Here is a 19476-nt window from a genome sequence, read left to right as displayed (position 1 = left end):
CCCCCGTAAACAAGCGTCTCACGGCGGTCGCCGACAGGTCACGCCCGGATAACTTCGGAGATCTCTTGCACTTTTTTGCTGCAAGGTCTTTCGCGTGGCTTACATCGCTGTTACGTTCCCAGTCGCCCGGCCGCCGCAGCAACGGCGCAGTCGGCACGACAGCGGGACGGTGGACGGGACCACCCCCGCATCACTCGGGCTTAACCCTCAAGGAGAACTCATGCGGCGTGGCATAGCGGCCTCCGCGCTGGTGGCGTCCCTCGCCCTCACGGCGACGGCGTGCGGCGGGAGCGACAGCGACAGCAAGTCGGACGGGCCGGTCACCATCACCTGGTGGGACACCTCCAACGCCACCAATGAGGCACCGACGTACCAGGCCTTGATCAAGGAGTTCGAGGCCGCCAACAAGGACGTCAAGGTCAAGTACGTCAACGTCCAGTTCGACCAGGCGCAGAACAAGTTCGACACGGCCGCCCAGTCCGGCAAGGGCGCCCCCGACGTGCTGCGCTCCGAGGTCGGCTGGACCCCCGCCTTCGCCAAGGCCGGCTACTTCGTGCCGCTGGACGGCACCGCCGCCCTCGCCGACAAGGACAAGTTCCAGCCCAGCCTGATCACCCAGGCCCAGTACGAGGGCAAGACCTACGGCGTCCCGCTGGTCACCGACACCCTCGCCCTCGTATACAACAAGGCCCTGCTCAAGAAGGCCGGCATCACCGCCGCCCCCACCACCTGGGACGAGGTCAAGGCGGACGCCGCCAAGATCCAGGACAAGGCCAAGACCACCGGATACTGGGGCCCCGAGGCCGCGTACTACACCCAGCCCTTCCTCTACGGCGAGGGCACCGACATGGTCGACGCCTCCGCCAAGAAGATCACCATCACCTCGGCGGCGGCCAAGAAGGGCTACCAGACCTGGCTCGACCTGTACTCCGGGAAGGGCCTGCACAAGGCGGACACCACCGCCGACGCCTACGCCCACCGCCAGGACGCCTTCGTCAACGGCAAGGTCGCCATGACCATCGAGGGCCCGTGGGAGATCACCAACTTCTACAAGGGCTCCGCGTTCAGCGACAAGTCCAACCTCGGCATCGCCACCGTCCCGGCCGGTTCCACCGGCAAGGCGGGCGCCCCGACCGGCGGCCACAACCTCTCGGTCTACGCCGGCTCGGACAAGGCCCACCAGGAGGCGTCCGAGAAGTTCGTCGCCTTCATGACCTCCGCGAAGTCCCAGACGGAGATCGCACTGAAGAACTCCACCCTGCCGACCCGCTCCGACGCCTACACCGCCGAGGTCAAGGCCGACCCGGGCATCGCCGGCTACCAGGCCGTCCTCTCCTCCGCCCAGCCGCGCCCCGCGCTCGCCGAGTACTCCTCGCTGTGGGGTCCGGTCGGCACCGAGCTGACCAAGATCGCCGGCGGCAAGGAGTCCCTGGACAAGGGCCTGAGCAACGCCGAACTCGGGATCGAGAAGCTCGTCCCCGACTTCAGCAAGTAAGTGCCGGCCGGCCGCCGGAGCGCCTCGTTCAGGGGGGAGTGCTCCGGCGGCCACCGGCCTGTGCCCAGCCCGATCCCGGAAGAACCAGAAGGTGTCGAACTCATGACAGTCGCCATCGACCGCGCGACCGGCCAGCGCCACGGTGACCGCGCGCCCCGCCCCGGGCTGGGCCAGCGGCTGAAGAACAGCTACCAGAAGTACTGGTACGCCTACGCGATGATCGCCCCCGTGGCCGTCGTCCTCGGGGCGCTCGTCATCTACCCGCTGGTGTACGGCTTCTACCTGACGCTGACGGACGCCAACAGCCTCAACACCGCCCGCACCATCGGCGTCAACCACATCGACGCCACCTATAAGTTCATCGGCCTGGACAACTACAAGGACATCCTGTTCGGACCGACGTCCTACGACCGTTTCTGGTCCCACTTCCTCTGGACGATCGTCTGGACCGCGCTCTGCGTCGCCCTGCACTACACCATCGGTCTCGGCCTCGCCCTGCTGCTCAACGAGAAGTTCCGCGGCCGCACCTTCTACCGCATGGTCCTGGTCCTGCCCTGGGCGGTGCCCACCTTCGTCACCGTCTTCGGCTGGCGGTTCATGCTCGCCGACGGCGGCATCATCAACAGCGCCCTGCACTTCCTCCATCTGCCGCAACCGGACTGGCTGGAGGACACGTTCTGGCAGCGGGCCGCGGCCATCCTCGTCAACACCTGGTGCGGTGTGCCGTTCATGATGCTCTCGCTGCTCGGCGGCCTCCAGGCCATCGACGGCACGCTCTACGAGGCCGCCGAGATGGACGGCGCGAGCGCCTGGCAGCGCTTCCGGTACGTCACCCTGCCGGGTCTGAGGTCGGTCAGCTCCACCGTCGTCCTCCTCGGCATCATCTGGACGTTCAACCAGTTCGCCGTCATCTTCCTGCTCTTCGGCAACACCGCCCCCGACGCGCAGATCCTCGTGACCTGGGCCTACTTCCTCGGCTTCGGACAGCAGCCGCGTGACTTCGCCCAGTCCGCCGCCTACGGCATGCTGCTGCTGGCCATCCTGATCGTCTTCACCTCCTTCTACCGCCGCTGGCTCAACCGCAACGACCAGCAGCTCGCGATCTGAGACAGGAGTTTCCATGAGTACGACCACTGTCCAGACCTCCGCCCAGGTCGCCGAGGAGGCCCCCGTGACCGGCAGCCCGCGCCGCGCCCGCGGCCGGAGCGAGCGCGGCCCGCTCGCCACCACCCTCACCCACGGCATCCTGGGTGTCGCGAGCCTCGTCGCCTTCTTCCCGGTCGGCTGGCTGATCTTCCTCTCCCTCGGCCCGGACAAGGACGACTACCTGCACCCGAGCGGCATCTGGCACAAGATGACGCTGGACAACTACTCCTTCGTCCTGCAGCACACCGGGTTCTGGGACTGGTTCAGGACCACGATGATCGTCGTCGGCGGTACGACGGTCATCGGCCTGATCCTCGCCTCCACCACCGGCTACGCGGTCTCCCGCATGCGCTTCCCGGGCTACCGGAAGTTCATGTGGCTGCTGCTGGTGACCCAGATGTTCCCGATCGCCGTGCTGATCGTGCCGATGTACCAGATCATGTCGCGGCTCGGCCTCATCGACAGCTACCTCGGCCTGATCCTCGTCTACTGCACCACCGTCGTGCCGTACACGGCCTGGCTGCTCAAGGGCTACTTCGACACGATCCCCTTCGAGATCGACGAGGCCGGCCGCGTCGACGGGCTCTCGCCCTTCGGCACCTTCGCCCGGCTGATCCTGCCCCTCGCCAAGCCCGGCCTCGCGGTCGCCGCGTTCTACAACTTCCTCACGGCCTTCGGCGAGGTCGCGTTCGCGTCCACGTTCATGCTCAGCGACGACAAGTACACGTTCGCGGTGGGGCTGCAGAGCTTCATCAGCGAGCACGACGCGCAGCGGAACCTGATGACCGCGACGGCGGTGCTGATCGCGATACCGGTGGCCGTGTTCTTCTACCTCGTGCAGAAGAACCTGGTGACCGGCCTCACCGCCGGCGGTACCAAGGGCTGACCGTTGGTCGGGCCACGAGGGTCGTCGTTCGTCTGCGGCGCCGTCGTGGCCGGTCGCGCAGTTCCCCGCGCCCCTTCGGGGCGCTGCCCTCGGGGCGCGGGGTAGGCGGCCGCGGTCTCCATCCGACCCCGCTGTGACCGCGGCCGCCTCGTCACCACCCCACCGCTGTATCCCTCTCTGACCCGATGACCCTGTTACGACGCATCAAGGACGCCATGAGCCAGCAGCACTCCGCCGCCGACCCGGCCCCGACTACCGCCACCATCGCCCGTCGCCGCGACTGGTGGCGGGACGCGGTGATCTACCAGGTCTATCCGCGCAGCTTCGCCGACAGCAACGGCGACGGGATGGGGGACCTGGAGGGCGTGCGTTCCAGACTCCCGTACCTGCGTGACCTCGGTGTCGACGCCGTGTGGCTCAGCCCGTTCTACGCCTCCCCGCAGGCCGACGCCGGCTACGACGTCGCCGACTACCGGGCCGTGGACCCCATGTTCGGCAACCTGCTGGACGCGGACGCGCTGATCAGGGACGCGCACGGGCTGGGGCTGCGGATCATCGTCGACCTGGTGCCCAACCACTCCTCGGACCGGCACGAGTGGTTCAAGCGGGCGCTGGCGGAGGGCCCCGGCTCGCCGTCGCGCGACCGCTACCACTTCCGGCCTGGCAAGGGCGAGAACGGCGAACTCCCGCCCAACGACTGGGAGTCCATCTTCGGCGGGCCGGCGTGGACGCGGGTGGCCGACGGGGAGTGGTACCTCCACCTCTTCGCCCCGGAGCAGCCCGACTTCAACTGGGACCACCCGGCCGTCGGCGACGAGTTCCGCTCCATCCTGCGGTTCTGGCTGGACATGGGGGTGGACGGTTTCCGCATCGACGTCGCCCACGGCCTGGTGAAGGCGGAGGGGCTGCCGGACATCGGCGGTGCCGAACAGCTGAAGCTGCTGGGCAACGATGTCATGCCGTTCTTCGACCAGGACGGCGTCCACGAGGTCTACCGGCAGTGGCGGCGCGTGCTGGACGAGTACGCCGGTGAGCGGATTTTCGTGGCCGAGGCCTGGACGCCGACCGTCGAGCGCACCGCGAACTACGTCCGCCCGGACGAGCTGCACCAGGCCTTCAACTTCCAGTACCTGAGCACCGACTGGGACGCGAAGGAGCTGCGGGCCGTCATCGACCGCACCCTGGAGGCGATGCGCCCGGTCGGGGCCCCGGCCACCTGGGTGCTGTCCAACCACGACGTCACCCGGCACGCCACCCGCTTCGCCAACCCGCCCGGCCTCGGCACCCAGATCCGCACGGCCGGCGACCGGGAACTGGGCCTGCGCAGGGCGCGGGCGGCCACCCTCCTCATGCTCGCGCTGCCCGGCTCGGCCTACGTCTACCAGGGCGAGGAGCTGGGCCTCCCGGACGTCGTGGACCTCCCCGACGAGGTCCGCCAGGACCCCGCGTACTTCCGGGGCGCGGGCCAGGACGGCTTCCGGGACGGGTGCCGGGTGCCGATCCCGTGGGAGCGGGAGGGCTCGTCGTACGGCTTCGGGTCCGGGGGCAGCTGGCTGCCGCAGCCCGCGAGTTGGGGTGAGCTGAGCGTCGAGGCGCAGACCGGGGTGGCCGGGTCCACCCTGGAGCTCTACCGCAGCGCACTGCGCGTTCGCCGTGAGCAGGCCGACCTCGGCGCGGGCGACGCGGTGGAGTGGCTGCGCGCCCCGGAGGGCGTACTCGCCTTCCGGCGCGGGGAGTTCGTGTGTGTCGCGAACACGACCGGGGAGTCGGTGACGACTCCGGCGTACGGCAGGGTGCTGCTCGCCAGCGGTGAGGTGACCGAGGCGGACGGCGAGGCGAAGCTGCCGGCCGACACCACCGTGTGGTGGACCACCGCCTGATCACCGCGTGACCGGCACCTGACGGGGCGTCATTCGGTAACTTCTTGCAGCAACTTCACAGGGCCCGCTACCCATCCGGGGAGCGGGCCCTTAACATCTGCGCAACCACAAGGTTTCCGCAAGGTTTCTGCAAGAGCCTTCAATGGTGAAGGAACCCCACATGGCACGTAAGACCCTCTCCGCCGCACTGGCGCTGGCCGCCTGTAGCGTTGTCATGACCCCGTCCGTCGCGTCGGCCTCCCCGCCCGGCACGAAGGACGTCACCGCCGTCCTCTTCGAGTGGAACTACGGCTCGGTCGCCAAGGAGTGCACCAGCACCCTCGGTCCCGCGGGCTACGGATACGTTCAGGTCTCCCCGCCCGCCGAGCACATACAGGGCTCGCAGTGGTGGACGTCGTACCAGCCGGTGTCGTACAAGATCGCGGGCAGACTCGGCGACCGGACCTCCTTCCAGAACATGGTGAACACCTGCCACGCGGCCGGTGTGAAGGTGGTCGTCGACACCGTCGTCAACCACATGTCGGCGGGCAGCGGCACCGGCACCGGCGGCTCGTCGTACACGAAGTACAACTACCCCGGTCTGTACTCCTCCTACGACTTCGACGACTGCACCTCCCTCGTCTCGAACTACTCCGACCGCTGGAACGTCCAGCACTGCGAACTCGTCGGCCTCGCCGACCTGGACACCGGCGAGGAGTACGTCCGCAAGACCATCGCCGGTTACATGAACGACCTGCTCAGCCTGGGCGTCGACGGCTTCCGGATCGACGCGGCCAAGCACATCCCGGCCGAGGACCTCGCCAACATCAAGACCCGGCTGACCAACCCGTCGGTGTACTGGAAGCAGGAGGTCATCTACGGTGCCGGCGAGGCCGTCCAGCCGACCGAGTACACCGGCAACGGGGACGTCCAGGAGTTCCGGTACGCCTACGACCTCAAGCGCGTCTTCAACGACGAGAACCTCGCCTACCTGAAGAACTACGGCGAGGGCTGGGGGTACCTGAGCAGCTCGGTCGCCGGGGTCTTCGTCGACAACCACGACACCGAGCGCAACGGCTCCACGCTGAACTACAAGGACGGCGCCAACTACACCCTGGCCAACGTCTTCATGCTCGCCTACCCGTACGGCGCCCCGGACATCAACTCCGGCTACGAGTGGTCGGACGCCGACGCCGGACCGCCCGACAACGGCGTCGTCAATGCCTGCTGGCAGGACGGCTGGAAGTGCCAGCACGCCTGGCCCGAGATCATCCGCATGGTCGCCTTCCGCAACGCGGTGCGCGGCGAGTCGGTGACGAACTGGTGGGACGACGGCGCCGACGCGATCGCCTTCGGGCGGGGCGCCAAGGGGTACGTCGCCATCAACCACGAGTCGAGCTCCCTGACCCGGACCTACCAGACGTCGCTGCCGGCCGGGACGTACTGCAACGTGCAGGCGAACACGTCGGTGACGGTCAACTTGAGCGGCCAGTTCACCGCCACCCTGGGCTCGAACACCGCCCTCGCGATCTACGCGGGGAAGTCCACCTGCTGAGAGGCCATCCGCTGCGTCCCGATCACCGACAGCAGCCGCAGCGCCTCCTCGGCCCGTGAGCCCGGGGTCGCGGTGTAGATCACGACCTGCTGGTCCCGGTCGGTGATGTCGAGGGCGTCGCAGTTGACGGTGACCGGGCCCACCACCGGGTGCCGGAAGGTCTTGACCAGGGTGGGCTCGGCGGACACGTCGTGCGATTCCCACAGCCGCCCGAACTCCTCGCTCCCGGCGAGGAGTTCGGCCACCAGGCCGGTCACCTCCGGCGAGTCGGGGTACCGGCCGGCCGCGGCCCGCAGCCGCTGCGCCGAGAGCCGGGCGAAGGCGTCCACGTCCGACACCCCGTACAGCCTGCTGCCCGCCGGGCGCGGGGTGAGGAAGGCGCGGCGCATCAGGTTGCGGTCGCGCGGGTGCAGCGCGGAGAAGTCCTCCATGAGGGCGGCCGCCAGATCGTTCCAGGCCAGCACCTCGAAGGTCGCGGACGTCACGAACGCGGCGGCCTGCGGCAGCCGGTGCAGCAGGTCGAGGAGGCTCTGCCGGACCTCGCGCGGGGGGCCGGGCGGCGGCCCCGGCGGAGCCCCGGCCAGATGGTGCAGATGCCCGCGCTCGGCGTCCGTCAGCCGCAGCGCCCGCGCCAGCCCGCCCAGCACCTCACGCGACGGCCGCGGCCCCCGCGCCTGCTCGAGACGCGTGTAGTACTCCGTCGAGATGAACGCCAGCTGCGCCACCTCCTCGCGCCGCAGCCCGGGCGTCCGACGGCGCGGGCCGCGCGGAAGCCCCACCTCGGCGGGGGAGATCCGCTCACGTCGGCTGCGCAGGAAAGCCGCGAGTTCTTGCCTGTCCACGCGTCCAGTGTGCGCCGGGCACCCGACCTCATCCAGGTACCGCCGGTGCCTGGATGGGCCCCGGGCCCGGACGCAGGCTCGAAGCCATGGAGAACACAGCCGATACAGCGAACACGGGCCTTCTGGCCGGCAAGGTCGCCTTCATCAGCGGAGCCGGGCGCGGGATCGGCGCGGCCGCCGCCCGGCTGTTCGCCCGCGAGGGCGCCCGGGTGCTGCTCGCGGCCCGCACGGAGGACCAGCTCAAGACGGTGGCCGAGGAGATCCGCGCGGCCGGCGGCACCGCCGACCACACGGTCTGCGACCTGGCCGACGCGGCGAGCGTCCGCGCGGCCGTCGACCGCACGGTGGAGGTCTACGGCCGCCTGGACATCGCCTTCAACAACGGCGCCACGATCCAGCACCCCGGCCCCATGGACGAACTCCCCGAGGCCGACTTCGACCGGATCACCGCGGTGAACCTCAAGGGCGTCTGGCTGGCCATGGCCGAGGAGGTCAGGGCCATCCGCGCCACCGCCTCCGGCGGCGCCATCGTCAACAACTCGTCCGTCGGCAGCCTGGGCGCCAACCCGGTCCTGCCGGTCTACGGGGCCCTGAAACGGGCCGTCAACAGCCTCACCGAGTCGGCCGCCGTCACCTACGGCCCCGAGGGCATCCGCGTCAACGCGATCGCCCCCGGCGGCACGCTCACCGAGATGGTCCGCACCTGGGAGGAGGCCACCCCCGGCGTCATCGACCGCATGAGGTCCACGACCCCGCTGGGCCGCACGGCCGACCCCGCCGAGATCGCCGAGGCCGCCGCCTGGCTGCTCAGCGACCGGGCCTCCTACGTGACGGGCACGGTGCTGCGGGTGGACGGCGGGGCACGGGCCTAGGTCAGTCAGTGACGTTGATGTGCCTGGCCAGCGCCGTGACGGAGAGGTCGGCGTGGTCGACCCACTGGGGGAACGCCAGGGTCTTGTGCTTGGTCGAGGCGGGCGGCGTGATCTCCAGGTAGGAGGCGTGCACCGCGCCCGAGGTGCCGGTGTTGGCGTGGGTCCAGGCGACGACGGCCTCGGCGCTCTGGCCGTCCTTGAGGACCAGGGTCTTCTTGCCGGGGTCCTTGGCGTACCAGGTGTCGCCCCAGTGCGTGTGGGTCGTGATCGCCTTGTGTGCGGAGTTCTCCAGGCCGAGGCCGGGGTAGCCGCGCAGCGCACAGGTCTTCCCGCTGAGGTTGCGCAGCGTGATGACGACACCCTCGTGGTTCATGCCGCCCGCGAGCTGCCGGCCGAAGGTGGCCTTGAGCGCGGCGGCGGAGCAGGTCGGCGTGGCCTTGGCGGTGCTCGGGGCCGCGGCCTCGGCGGTACCGGCCCAGGCGAGCCCCAGGGCGGCGACGGCCCCAGCGGCGAGCACCGTACGGCCGAGCCTGCGGTCGGTGCGGTGCCGGGTGGTGGTGGACAGGTCGGTGGTCTTCCGGTGTGCGTTCACGGTGACAGTGCTCCACTCGCGCTCTGAGGCCCGGGCCGCGGCATGCGGCCCGCGCCGTCTTCGTGTGCCGTACACAAGGTCAGATGCGCGGTACTCCGGATTTGTTCACGAACACCGACAGGAAGTTTCCGCACCCGTCCACGACCGCTCGGCTACTTCCAGGTGTCGCTGGTGGTGTAGCCCGACGACGTGCCGGTCGTGAAGGAGCGGTTGGTGCCCGACTCCCACGTCACAGTCCCGGAACTGTCCTTTTTGATGAACTTGTAAGCAAATGTGGTGCTCTTCGGGACGATCGCCAGCTTGCTCCACGTCGGGTACGACTCCGCCGACAGCGGGATCGCGTCGCCGGTGTTCCAGGAGCCCAGGGAGGCGATGGAGCCGACGACGTAGACGTTGGTGCCGTAGTCGGTGGTGGCGTACTCGTTGAACGTGACGTCCGTGGCGTCGGCGTTCGCCACGTTCCAGGAGTTGCTGAGGGAGAGCGCCGACGTCGAGGTCGTGGCCGACCTGTTGGCGTTGGACTCCCAGGTGACGTTCCCGGACGCGTCCTTCTTTATGTACTTGTACGTGAAGGACGTGTTGATCGGCACGCTCACCGCGCCCGACCAGATCGGGTACCCGGAGGACGAGAGCTGGATCGCCTTCGAGGTGTCCCAGCCGCCCAGGGCGTCGACGGAGCCGACCACGTAGACGTGGGTGCCGGTCGTGGTGGACGCGTACTCGTTGAAGGTCGCGGTCACCGTGGAGGTGGAGCCGCCGCCGCTGCCGCCGTCGCAGCCGACCGTGCAGGTGTAGGAGGAGTTGTAGAAGGCGACGGCGTCCTTCGCGGGGATCGTGATGCTCGCGTTGCCGCCGGAGACGGTGACCGTGGTCGCGCCGCCGTCGATGACGTTGGAGTACGTGCCGTCGGCCATGCCCGTCGCGAAGGTGTAGGTGGCCGACGACGAGCCGTTGTTGACGGCGAAGAACCCGGCGCCGCTGCGGCCGAAGCCGATGACGTTCGAGGACATCGTCTGCCAGTCGGAGACGGCCGCGCTGCCGGCCGCGTTGTGCCAGGCGACCATGCCGACGACGGCGGTGTCGCGGTCGAGGCAGTTCCAGCCGTTGGAGCAGTCCGTGTCGGTGACGAAGCCGGACGAGTTCGGCGGCGCCTGGTCGCTCTGGGTCCACTGCCAGCTGGAGTAGATGGTCGGTGTCGACCACTTGTAGGCCAGCTCGAAGAGGTTGGCGAGCTTGTAGCTGTCGCCGTCCTTGTAGCTCATGTGCAGGCCGTTGCGCTCGGTGTCGTGGTTGGTCACGAAGGACACCGAGTCGGCGGCCGGCAGGATGCCGCTGCCGGAGAGGGAGGAGAGGTCGCTGACGTTGCCCTGGAAGGCCGACTTCATCCTGCTCGCGTACGTGAAGTCGAGGACGTCACCGGAGCCGTAGTAGTCGCTGGGCTGCGGGGTGGAGCCCGGGTAGACCTCGTCGAAGACGTACGGCGCCGCGCCGGACGTGGTGGTGTTCAGCTTGGCGACGACGGCCGCCAGGTCGGTCGCCGGGATGTGTTTGGCCGAGTCCACCCGGAAACCGTCGACGCCCAGCGCGATCTGCTTGTTGAGGAAGGCGGCGAGGCCCGAGCGGACGTTGTCGGCGCTGGTCTTGAGGTCGGGCAGGCCCAGCAGTTCACAGTTCTGGACCTGGGTGAGGTTCGAGTAGTCCTGGATGGTCAGGTCGGAGGTGGGGCAGTCGGCGGAGGTGTGGTAGTCGCTCGGGTCCCAGTCCGGGGTGTCGTACTTGTTGGTGATCGTGGTGCCGTCGTAGCCGGTGCCGGTCTGCGCGGCCGTGTGGTTGATGACCGCGTCGGTGTAGACCTTCACACCCGCGCTGTGGCAGGCGGTGACCATCGCGGCGAACTGCGTCGCCGTCCCGAAGCGGCTGTTCAGGGTGTACGAGTAGGGCTGGTAGGCGTCCCACCAGTAGTAGCTGGACTGCTTGAGGGATTCGGACGGCGGGGCGACCTGCACCGCGCCGTACCCGGCCGGCCCCAGCACGTTCGTGCACTCGGACGCGATCGAGTTCCAGTTCCATTCCCAGAGGTTGGCGATCACATCGCCCTTGGTGGTGGTGTCCGCCTGCGCGGCGGTGGCCGGCAGGGCGACGACGCCCGCGAGTGCCAGGGCGCCCGCGGCGATCGCGACGGCCGTGCGTCTGAAGACAGCCGGGGGTCGGTGTCCGGTCATGTGCGGCTCCGAAACAAGAGGGACAGGCTTCAACAACCCCGGAGCGTGGGCCAGTTGAGACAGTGCGTCAATACGCCTCGTGAAAGTTCTTGCTGTGAGTTTCAAGCCTCTTGCTGTAAACCTTTCGTTAGCGGTACGGTCGCGCGGGGTCGGACCCAAGAGAGCCGCTATCGCTAGGAGTTCATGCCGGTGATACATGTCAGACGGGTCGCGGCCGTCGCCGTCGCCGCCCTCGCCGCCGCGCTCGTGCAGCCAGTCGCCGCACACGCCGCCGCCCCGCCCGCCCCGCCCTCCGATGCGAAGCTCGCCGCCGCGCCCGCCCGGTACGACGACACCCGCGAGCAGTTCTACTTCGTCATGCCGGACCGTTTCGCCAACGGCGACACCGGCAACGACAAGGGCGGCCTCACCGGCTCCCGGCTCTCCACCGGTTACGACCCCACCGACAAGGGCTTCTACCAGGGCGGTGACCTCAAGGGCCTGACCAAGCGGCTCGACTACATCAAGGGGCTCGGCACCACCGCCATCTGGATGGCCCCGATCTTCAAGAACAAGCCCGTGCAGGGGACCGGGAGCAACGCCTCGGCCGGCTACCACGGGTACTGGATCACCGACTTCACCCAGGTCGACCCGCACTTCGGGACCAACAAGGACCTTCAGACCCTCATCTCCAAGGCGCACGCCAAGGGCATGAAGGTCTTCTTCGACGTCATCACCAACCACACCGCCGACGTCGTCGACTACGCGGAGAAGTCCTACGACTACCTCTCCAAGGGCGCCTTCCCCTACCTGACCAAGGACGGGCAGCCCTTCGACGACGCCGACTACGCGGACGGCAAGAAGAAGTTCCCGGCCGTCTCCGGCGCCTCCTTCCCGCGGACGCCGACCGTGACGAGCGACAGCAAGGTGCCGTCGTGGCTCAACGACCCGACGATGTACCACAACCGGGGCGACTCGACTTTCGCCGGCGAGTCCGCGACCTACGGGGACTTCTCCGGCCTGGACGACCTGTGGACCGAGCGGCCCGAGGTCGTCAGCGGCATGGAGAAGATCTACGAGCGGTGGGTGAAGGACTTCGCCATCGACGGCTTCCGGATCGACACCGTCAAGAACGTCGACATGGAGTTCTGGACCCAGTGGGCGACCGCGCTGGACACGTACGCGGCGCGGCACGGCCGTAGGAACTTCTTCATGTTCGGCGAGACGTACTCCGCCGACACGTCCGTCACCTCGCCGTACGTGACCCAGGGCCGCCTCGACGCGACCCTCGACTTCCCCTTCCAGGACGCGGCCCGCTCCTACGCCTCCCAGGGCGGCAGTGCACAGAAGCTGTCGAGCGTCTTCGGCGACGACTACAAGTACACGACCGACAAGGCGAACGCCTACGAGCAGGTGACCTTCCTCGGCAACCACGACATGGGCCGGATCGGGTACTTCCTGGAGCAGGACAACCCGAAGGCCTCGGACGCCGAACTGCTCGCCAAGGACAAGCTCGCCAACGAGGTGATGTTCCTCAGCCGGGGCAACCCGGTCGTCTACTACGGCGACGAGCAGGGCTTCACCGGCTCCGGTGGTGACAAGGACGCCCGGCAGACGATGTTCGCGTCGAAGGTCGCCGACTACCTGGACGACGACGAGATCGGCACCGACCGGACCGCCGCCGACGACTCGTACGACACGAGTGCACCGCTCTACAAGCAGGTCAGTGCTCTCGGAAAGCTCCGCAAGGACAATCCCGCCCTCGCCGACGGCGTCCAGACCGAGCGCTACGCGGCCGACGGCGCCGGCGTCTACGCGTTCACCCGGACGGACGCGAAGACCGGCCAGGAGTACGTCGTCGCCCTCAACAACGCCGGCACGGCGAAGACCGCGAGCTTCGCCACCGGCTCCGCCGGCATGCGCTACCGGGCGCTCTACGGCACGGACGGCACCCTCACCTCCGACGGCTCGGCCGAGCTGACCGTCACCGTCCCCGCGGAGTCCGCCGTCGTCTACAAGGCGGCCGGCCCCCTCGCCGAGCCCGCCACCGCACCGACGGTCACCCTCCGGGCCCCGGCCGCCGGCGCCACCGGCACCGTCGACCTCACCGCGGACGTCACCGGCGGACAGCTGAACCGCGTCGTCTTCGCCGCCCAGGTCGGCAACGGCAAGTGGACCACGCTCGGCTCCGCCGACCACGCCCCGTACAAGGTCACCCAGACCCTCGCCGAGGACGTCCCGGCCGGCACCGCCCTGCGCTACAAGGCGGTCGTCGTCGACTCCGCCGGGCACACCTCCAGTGCCCTGGCCGAGAGCAGCAGCGGCACCCCGCCCGCCGCCGAGACGCCCACCGCATCCTCCCGCGACTACGCCGTCGTCCACTACAAGCGCACCGACGGTGACTACGACAACTGGGGACTGTACGCCTGGGGCGACCTCGCCGACGGCGAGGCGACCACCTGGCCCGCCGGTCACCCCTTCACCGGCCGGGACGCGTACGGCGCCTTCGCCTACGTCAAGCTGAAGCCCGGCGCCACGAACGTCGGCTTCCTCGTCGTCGACAAGGACGGCGACAAGGACGTCTCCGCCGACCGCTCCATCGACGTCACCAAGACGGGCGAGGTGTGGCTCGAGCAGGGGAAGGCGGACGTCCTCACGACGAAACCGGCCGATGCCTACCCCGCGCAGGACACCACCAAGGCGATCATCCACTACCACCGCGCCGACGGGGACTACGACGGCTGGGGCCTGCACGTCTGGACGGGCGCCGCGAACCCCACCGACTGGTCGAACCCCCTGAAGCCGGTGAAGACCGATGCCTATGGCGCGGTCTTCGAGGTACCGCTCACCGACGGTGCCACCAGCCTCAGCTACATCATCCACAAGGGCGACGAGAAGGATCTCTCCGCCGACCAGTCACTCGACCTCAAGGCCGACGGCTACGAGGTGTGGCTGTTGAACGGCCAGGAGAAGCACCTGCTCCCGCAGCCCGCCGGCAGCGCGGCCGCCCTCGACCTGACCACCTCCAAGGCGGTCTGGATCGACCGGGACACGGTCGCCTGGGACGGCGTCGACGGCGCGGTCTCCACCCAGCTGGTCTACTCCCACGACGGTTCGATCGCCGTCAAGGACGGGACCCTGACCAGCGACGACGAGCGGTGGCTGCGGCTGACGAGGACCACCCTCACCGACGCCCAGAAGGCGAAGTTCCCGTACCTGAAGGACTACACGGCCTGGTCGGTCGACCCGCGCGACCGCGGCCGGGTGCGCGAGGCGCTCGGCGGACAGCTCGTCGCCTCCCAGCGCGCCGCCAACGGCGCGGTGCTGGCCGCGACCGGTGTGCAGATCGCGGGCGTGCTGGACGACGTGTACGCCAGGGCCACGACGGCGGACCTCGGCCCGGTCTTCCATCACGGCAAGCCCACGCTCTCCGTCTGGGCGCCGACCGCGCAGAGCGTCGCCCTCGAACTCGACGGCTCGTCGAAGACGATGCACCGCGACTCCGCGACCGGCGTCTGGTCCGTGACCGGGCCCGCGTCCTGGAAGAACAAGCCCTACCGGTACGTCGTGAAGGTCTGGGCGCCCAGTGTCCGGAAGGTCGTCACCAACAAGGTCACCGACCCCTACTCGGTGGCCCTCACCGCCGACTCCGAGCGCAGCCTCGTCGTCGACCTGAACGACAAGTCCCTGGCCCCCGGCGGCTGGTCGACCTACACCAAGCCCAAGGCCGTCCCGATGAAGGACGCGCAGATCCAGGAGCTGCACGTCCGGGACTTCTCGGTGGCGGACTCCACGGTCCCGGCCGCGGAGAGGGGCACGTACCTGGCCTTCACCGACAAGAACAGCGACGGCTCCAAGCACCTCAAGGAGCTTGCCAAGAGCGGGACTTCGTACGTCCATCTGCTCCCGGCCTTCGACTTCGCGACCGTGCCCGAGAAGAAGGCCGACCAGAAGAGCCCCGACTGCGATCTCGCCTCCTATCCGGCCGACTCGGAGAAGCAGCAGGAGTGCGTCTCCGCGGTGGCCGCGAAAGACGCCTACAACTGGGGCTACGACCCGTACCACTTCACGGTCCCCGAGGGCTCGTACGCCACCGACCCGGACGGCACCGCGCGTACCGTGCAGTTCCGGAAGATGGTCAAGTCGCTCAACGACGACGGGCTGCGGGTCGTCATGGACGTCGTCTACAACCACACGGCGGCCAGCGGGGAGGCGGACACCAGCGTCCTCGACCGGATCGTGCCCGGCTACTACCAGCGGCTGCTCGCCGACGGCAGCGTCGCCAACAGCACCTGCTGCGCCAACACCGCGCCCGAGAACGCCATGATGGGCAAGCTGGTGGTGGACTCGATCGTCACCTGGGCGAAGGAGTACAAGGTCGACGGGTTCCGCTTCGACCTGATGGGCCACCACCCGAAGGCCAACATCCTGGCCGTCCGCAAGGCGCTCGACGCGCTGACCCTGAGGAAGGACGGCGTCGACGGCAAGAAGATCATCCTGTACGGGGAGGGCTGGAACTTCGGCGAGGTCGCCAACGACGCCCGGTTCGTGCAGGCCACGCAGCAGAACATGGCCGGCACCGGCATCGCCACCTTCTCCGACCGGGCCCGGGACGCCGTACGCGGCGGCAGCCCCTTCGACGACGACCCCGGCATCCAGGGCTTCGCCTCCGGCCTCTACACCGACCCCAACTCCTCCACCGCCAACGGCACTCCGGCCGAGCAGAAGGCCCGGCTGCTGCACTACCAGGACCTGATCAAGGTCGGCCTGACCGGCAACCTCGCCAAGTACGAGTTCACCGACAGCGACGGCAAGGAGGTCACCGGCGCCGGGATCGACTACAACGGCTCGCCCGCCGGATACGCCGACGCGCCCGGCGACGCCCTCGCCTATGTGGACGCCCACGACAACGAGTCGTTGTTCGACGCGCTGACGTACAAACTGCCGGCCGGCACCTCCGCGTCCGACCGGGCCCGGATGCAGGTCCTGGCGATGGCCACGGCCGCCCTCTCGCAGGGACCTTCGCTCTCCCAGGCCGGCACCGACCTGCTGCGCTCCAAGTCCCTGGACCGCAACTCCTTCGACAGCGGCGACTGGTTCAACGCCGTCCACTGGAACTGCGCCGACGGCAACGGCTTCGGCCGCGGGCTGCCCATGGCCGCCGACAACCAGTCCAAGTGGTCCTACGCCAAGCCGCTGCTGACCTCGGTGAAGGTCGGGTGCGCGCAGATCGACGGGGCCTCGGCCGCCTACCAGGACCTGTTGCACATCCGTACGACCGACAAGGCGTTCTCGCTCGGCACGGCCGCGCAGGTGCAGTCGAAGCTCTCCTTCCCGCTGTCCGGGAAGGACGAGACACCCGGCGTGATCACCATGGAGCTCGGTGACCTCGTCGTCGTCTTCAACGCGAGCCCCGAGCGGCAGGAGCAGCGGGTGGGCGCACTGGCCGGAACCGGCTACCGGCTGCACCCGGTGCAGGCGTCGGGCGCGGACTCCGTCGTCAAGTCGGCATCGTACGAGCGGGAAACGGGTACGTTCGTGGTTCCGGGGCGCACGGTGGCGGTGTTCTCCCGGACGAGGTGACCGAGGCCTTACGTCGGTGGGGCAGGCCCGGCTCCCCCAGCTACCGCTGGGGTACCCCGAGGTACTGCCCCACCGGTGTTGTCCAGGGGCTGGGAGAATGGACGTCAACGGCAAGCTGACAGACACGACCGTGCTGGTCGTGGACGACGAACCCGCGAGCCGGTACGCGCTGGGCACCGTCCTGCGCCGGGCCGGCCACCAGGTCGTCGCGGTCGCCGACGGCCGGCAGGCGCTCGCCGAACTCGACGTGCGGCTGCGCAAGGGTTCCCTGCCCGACGTGGCCCTCGTCGACGTGAACCTGCCGGACATGAGCGGCTTCGAGCTGTGCCGCCGGCTCAAGGAGCGGCCGCACATGGCCGCCCTGCCCGTCGTGCACTTCTCGGCCCTCCGGGTCCCCCCGGCGGACCGCTGCCCGGGGCTGGACACGGGGGCCGAGGCCTATCTGACGGTGCCCGCCGAGCCGGAGGAGATCGAGGCGGCGGTGCGGGCCGCGGTGCGCGCCGCCCGGCTGCGCGCCGACGACCAGGCGCTGGTACGGCGGCTGAAACTGCTGTCGGAGACGATCGTCACCATCCAGGCGGCGCGCTCGCTGCACGAGCTGGCCGACGCCGCCGCGGACGGCGCCGCACGCCTCCTCGGCACCCCCGCCGCCGTCTTCGTCCTCGACCAGGACGACGAGCTGTACCGCGGCCTGTACCGGGAGCGCACCTCCCTCGCCCTGCCGGACGAGGGCGCCCACCGGGACGTGGCGGGTCTGCTGCGGCGGCTCACCCGCGGGCAGTCCGGGGTCCGGATCACCACCGTGCCGACGCCGCTGTGGCCCGCCGGGTTCTTCCGGCCCGGGGTGGAGCACGACGCCCGGCTGACGCTGGTCCTCACCCAGGACGGCAAGGTGCCGGTGTGCGTGGCCACCCCCACCCGCGGGCAGCGCAGGGTCGACCCCGAGAACGAGGCGCTGCTGGCCCAGCTGGCCCAGGCCACCGCGCTCGCCGCCGAGCCGCTGCTCATGTACCAGGTGGAGCGGCATGTCGCGCTCACCCTCCAGCACAGCTTCCTGCCCCGCCCGCACCAGCTGCCCGAGCTGCCGGGCGTCGACATAGCGGTACGGTACGAGCCAGCCTCCCAGGAGACCGAGATCGGCGGCGACTTCTATGCCGCGCTGCGGGTCGGCGACGGCGTGCTCACCGCGGTGGGGGACGTCGTGGGGCACTCGCTGGACGCGGCCACCGTCATGGTCGAACTGCGGCACGCGCTGCGCGCCTACTGCCTCACCGAGAGCGACCCGGCCGCCCTCGCCGAACGGCTCGACCAGCTGCTCCAGCACTACCACGCCGAGGTCACCGCCACCGTCTGCCTGGCCCTCATCGATCCGGGGACCGGGCGCACCCGCATCGCCAACGCCGGCCACATCCCGCCGCTGATACTGGGCGACGACGGCAGCGCCGAGTACGTCAAGGCGTCCGGTCCGCTGCTCGGGGTGGGCCTGCCCCACCCGCCGCCCACCGAGCTGGTCCTCGAACCCACCGACCGGCTCCTCATGGTCACCGACGGCCTGATCGAGACCCGCGGCACCGACCTCACGGTCTCCATGGAACACCTCCGGGCCGCCGCCGGCGGCGCCCTGCCCGGCCTGGAGGCCCTGTGCGACACCCTCCTCGCCTGCTTCGGCCAGGACCGCGAGGACGACATCGCACTGCTGGCGCTGAGCCTGGCGAACTAGCGGCTGTCTCACCGCGGCCGTCCGCCGACGGCGCCTTCTGGGCATTCCCCCCGGCATCCGTCGGGCTCTCCAACATGCCTTGTGCGCACCGTCTTTGACGTGGCCGATCAAGGCAGGTCGGCGGGTGCCCTGACGGAATCGAGCAGAACCGGGCGGAAGTGAGCGGATTCGAAAATCGGGCAGGAAGCGGCACCTGGTATTCCGAGCACGGCCCGCCGCTTCGGTCGCCCCGAATGAGACCTAGGCTGGACCCAGTCGCCGCAGAACAGGAGTGCTCATGCCGCAGATCACCGTCGACTACACCGCCAGCGCGGGACCCGCCTTCGACCGCCGGGGCTTCGCCACGGCCCTGCACCGCGCCGTGGTCGAGATCGCGGCGGCCAAGCCGGAGGCCTGCAAGACGCTGTTCCGCGCCGCCGACGAGACCGCCTTCGGCTACGACACCGACGGGGCGCACGTCATCGTCCACGTGACCTTCGGCCTGCTGGCCGGCCGCACCGACGACACGAAGGCGAAGCTGACCGAGACGACCCTGGAGCTGCTGCGCGAGCACCTGAAGCCGGAGGGGGCCGTGCTGCATGCGTCGGCCGAGGTGCGGGACCTGGACCCGTCGTACCGGAAGTACGAGGGCTAGGCCGTTTCGTTTGGATCAGTCGGTCGTTGGTCTGGGTGTGCCGTTAACTGATGCGCAGTGGTCGCGGATCGAGCCGTTGCTCCCTGACCGG

12 protein-coding genes are annotated in these 19476 nt (G+C 69.3%); 9 read left to right on the top strand and 3 right to left on the bottom strand.

The window, feature by feature from the left end:
* The first annotated feature begins 220 nt into the window (after positions 1–220).
* From ACFY0P_RS11730 to ACFY0P_RS11710, 5 genes are all read left to right on the top strand, one after another.
* Positions 221–1495 (top strand): extracellular solute-binding protein, encoded by a 1275-nt coding sequence (locus ACFY0P_RS11730; protein ID WP_388910161.1) that lies wholly within the window; start codon positions 221–223, stop codon positions 1493–1495.
* A 102-nt stretch (positions 1496–1597) separates the two neighbouring features.
* A complete protein-coding gene (locus tag ACFY0P_RS11725) occupies positions 1598–2602 on the top strand; it encodes a carbohydrate ABC transporter permease (protein ID WP_388910158.1) in 1005 nt (334 codons plus the stop codon).
* Between the two features lie 13 nt (positions 2603–2615).
* A complete protein-coding gene (locus ACFY0P_RS11720; RefSeq protein WP_388910155.1) occupies positions 2616–3527 on the top strand; it encodes a sugar ABC transporter permease in 912 nt (303 codons plus the stop codon).
* Between the two features lie 215 nt (positions 3528–3742).
* Positions 3743–5407, top strand: coding sequence for a glycoside hydrolase family 13 protein (locus tag ACFY0P_RS11715; RefSeq protein WP_388911422.1), 1665 nt, complete (start codon positions 3743–3745; stop codon positions 5405–5407).
* 160 nt (positions 5408–5567) lie between these two features.
* Complete coding sequence (locus ACFY0P_RS11710) at positions 5568–6941, top strand: alpha-amylase family protein (RefSeq protein ID WP_388910152.1); 1374 nt, start codon at positions 5568–5570, stop codon at positions 6939–6941.
* Here ACFY0P_RS11710 and ACFY0P_RS11705 read toward each other — a convergent pair.
* The gene (locus tag ACFY0P_RS11705; protein WP_388910149.1) at positions 6917–7783 is read right to left on the bottom strand and encodes a helix-turn-helix transcriptional regulator; all 867 of its coding nucleotides are present in this window, start codon (positions 7781–7783) and stop codon (positions 6917–6919) included. The two genes, ACFY0P_RS11710 and ACFY0P_RS11705, sit on opposite strands and share 25 nt — an antisense overlap.
* A gap of 86 nt (positions 7784–7869) precedes the next feature.
* Here ACFY0P_RS11705 and ACFY0P_RS11700 point away from each other — a divergent pair, with 86 nt between their 5' ends.
* Positions 7870–8655, top strand: a complete 786-nt coding sequence (locus ACFY0P_RS11700; RefSeq protein ID WP_388910146.1) for an SDR family NAD(P)-dependent oxidoreductase — start codon at positions 7870–7872, stop codon at positions 8653–8655.
* A gap of 1 nt (position 8656) precedes the next feature.
* On the opposite strand, the gene ACFY0P_RS11695 is transcribed toward ACFY0P_RS11700, so the two are convergent.
* Both ACFY0P_RS11695 and ACFY0P_RS11690 read right to left on the bottom strand, forming a co-directional pair.
* On the bottom strand, positions 8657–9247 hold the full coding sequence (locus ACFY0P_RS11695; protein WP_388910143.1) for a DUF4232 domain-containing protein: 591 nt from the start codon (positions 9245–9247) through the stop codon (positions 8657–8659).
* A gap of 152 nt (positions 9248–9399) precedes the next feature.
* Positions 9400–11469, bottom strand: coding sequence for a carbohydrate-binding module family 20 domain-containing protein (locus tag ACFY0P_RS11690; RefSeq protein WP_388910140.1), 2070 nt, complete (start codon positions 11467–11469; stop codon positions 9400–9402).
* Positions 11470–11658: 189 nt separating this feature from the next.
* Between ACFY0P_RS11690 and pulA the strand changes: the two genes are divergently transcribed.
* From pulA to ACFY0P_RS11675, 3 genes are all read left to right on the top strand, one after another.
* Entirely contained in the window at positions 11659–17031 is a 5373-nt protein-coding gene (pulA, locus tag ACFY0P_RS11685) for a pullulanase-type alpha-1,6-glucosidase (RefSeq protein ID WP_388910137.1), read from the top strand.
* 97 nt (positions 17032–17128) lie between these two features.
* Positions 17129–18751 (top strand): SpoIIE family protein phosphatase, encoded by a 1623-nt coding sequence (locus ACFY0P_RS11680; protein ID WP_388910134.1) that lies wholly within the window; start codon positions 17129–17131, stop codon positions 18749–18751.
* A gap of 277 nt (positions 18752–19028) precedes the next feature.
* Entirely contained in the window at positions 19029–19385 is a 357-nt protein-coding gene (locus tag ACFY0P_RS11675) for a 5-carboxymethyl-2-hydroxymuconate Delta-isomerase (RefSeq protein ID WP_388910131.1), read from the top strand.
* Positions 19386–19476: the final 91 nt, after the last annotated feature.

Source organism: Streptomyces sp. NPDC001714, from assembly GCF_042892755.1.
Lineage (GTDB): Bacteria > Actinomycetota > Actinomycetes > Streptomycetales > Streptomycetaceae > Streptomyces.
This window is presented reverse-complemented; position numbering and strand designations above follow the sequence as displayed.

Coding starts and splice junctions, on each gene's coding strand:
- ACFY0P_RS11730 (WP_388910161.1), top strand. CDS start 221: ATGCGGCGTGGCATAGCGGCCTCCGCGCTGGTGGCGTCCCTCGCCCTC.
- ACFY0P_RS11725 (WP_388910158.1), top strand. CDS start 1,598: ATGACAGTCGCCATCGACCGCGCGACCGGCCAGCGCCACGGTGACCGC.
- ACFY0P_RS11720 (WP_388910155.1), top strand. CDS start 2,616: ATGAGTACGACCACTGTCCAGACCTCCGCCCAGGTCGCCGAGGAGGCC.
- ACFY0P_RS11715 (WP_388911422.1), top strand. CDS start 3,743: ATGAGCCAGCAGCACTCCGCCGCCGACCCGGCCCCGACTACCGCCACC.
- ACFY0P_RS11710 (WP_388910152.1), top strand. CDS start 5,568: ATGGCACGTAAGACCCTCTCCGCCGCACTGGCGCTGGCCGCCTGTAGC.
- ACFY0P_RS11700 (WP_388910146.1), top strand. CDS start 7,870: ATGGAGAACACAGCCGATACAGCGAACACGGGCCTTCTGGCCGGCAAG.
- ACFY0P_RS11690 (WP_388910140.1), bottom strand. CDS start 11,469: ATGACCGGACACCGACCCCCGGCTGTCTTCAGACGCACGGCCGTCGCG.
- ACFY0P_RS11680 (WP_388910134.1), top strand. CDS start 17,129: ATGGACGTCAACGGCAAGCTGACAGACACGACCGTGCTGGTCGTGGAC.
- ACFY0P_RS11675 (WP_388910131.1), top strand. CDS start 19,029: ATGCCGCAGATCACCGTCGACTACACCGCCAGCGCGGGACCCGCCTTC.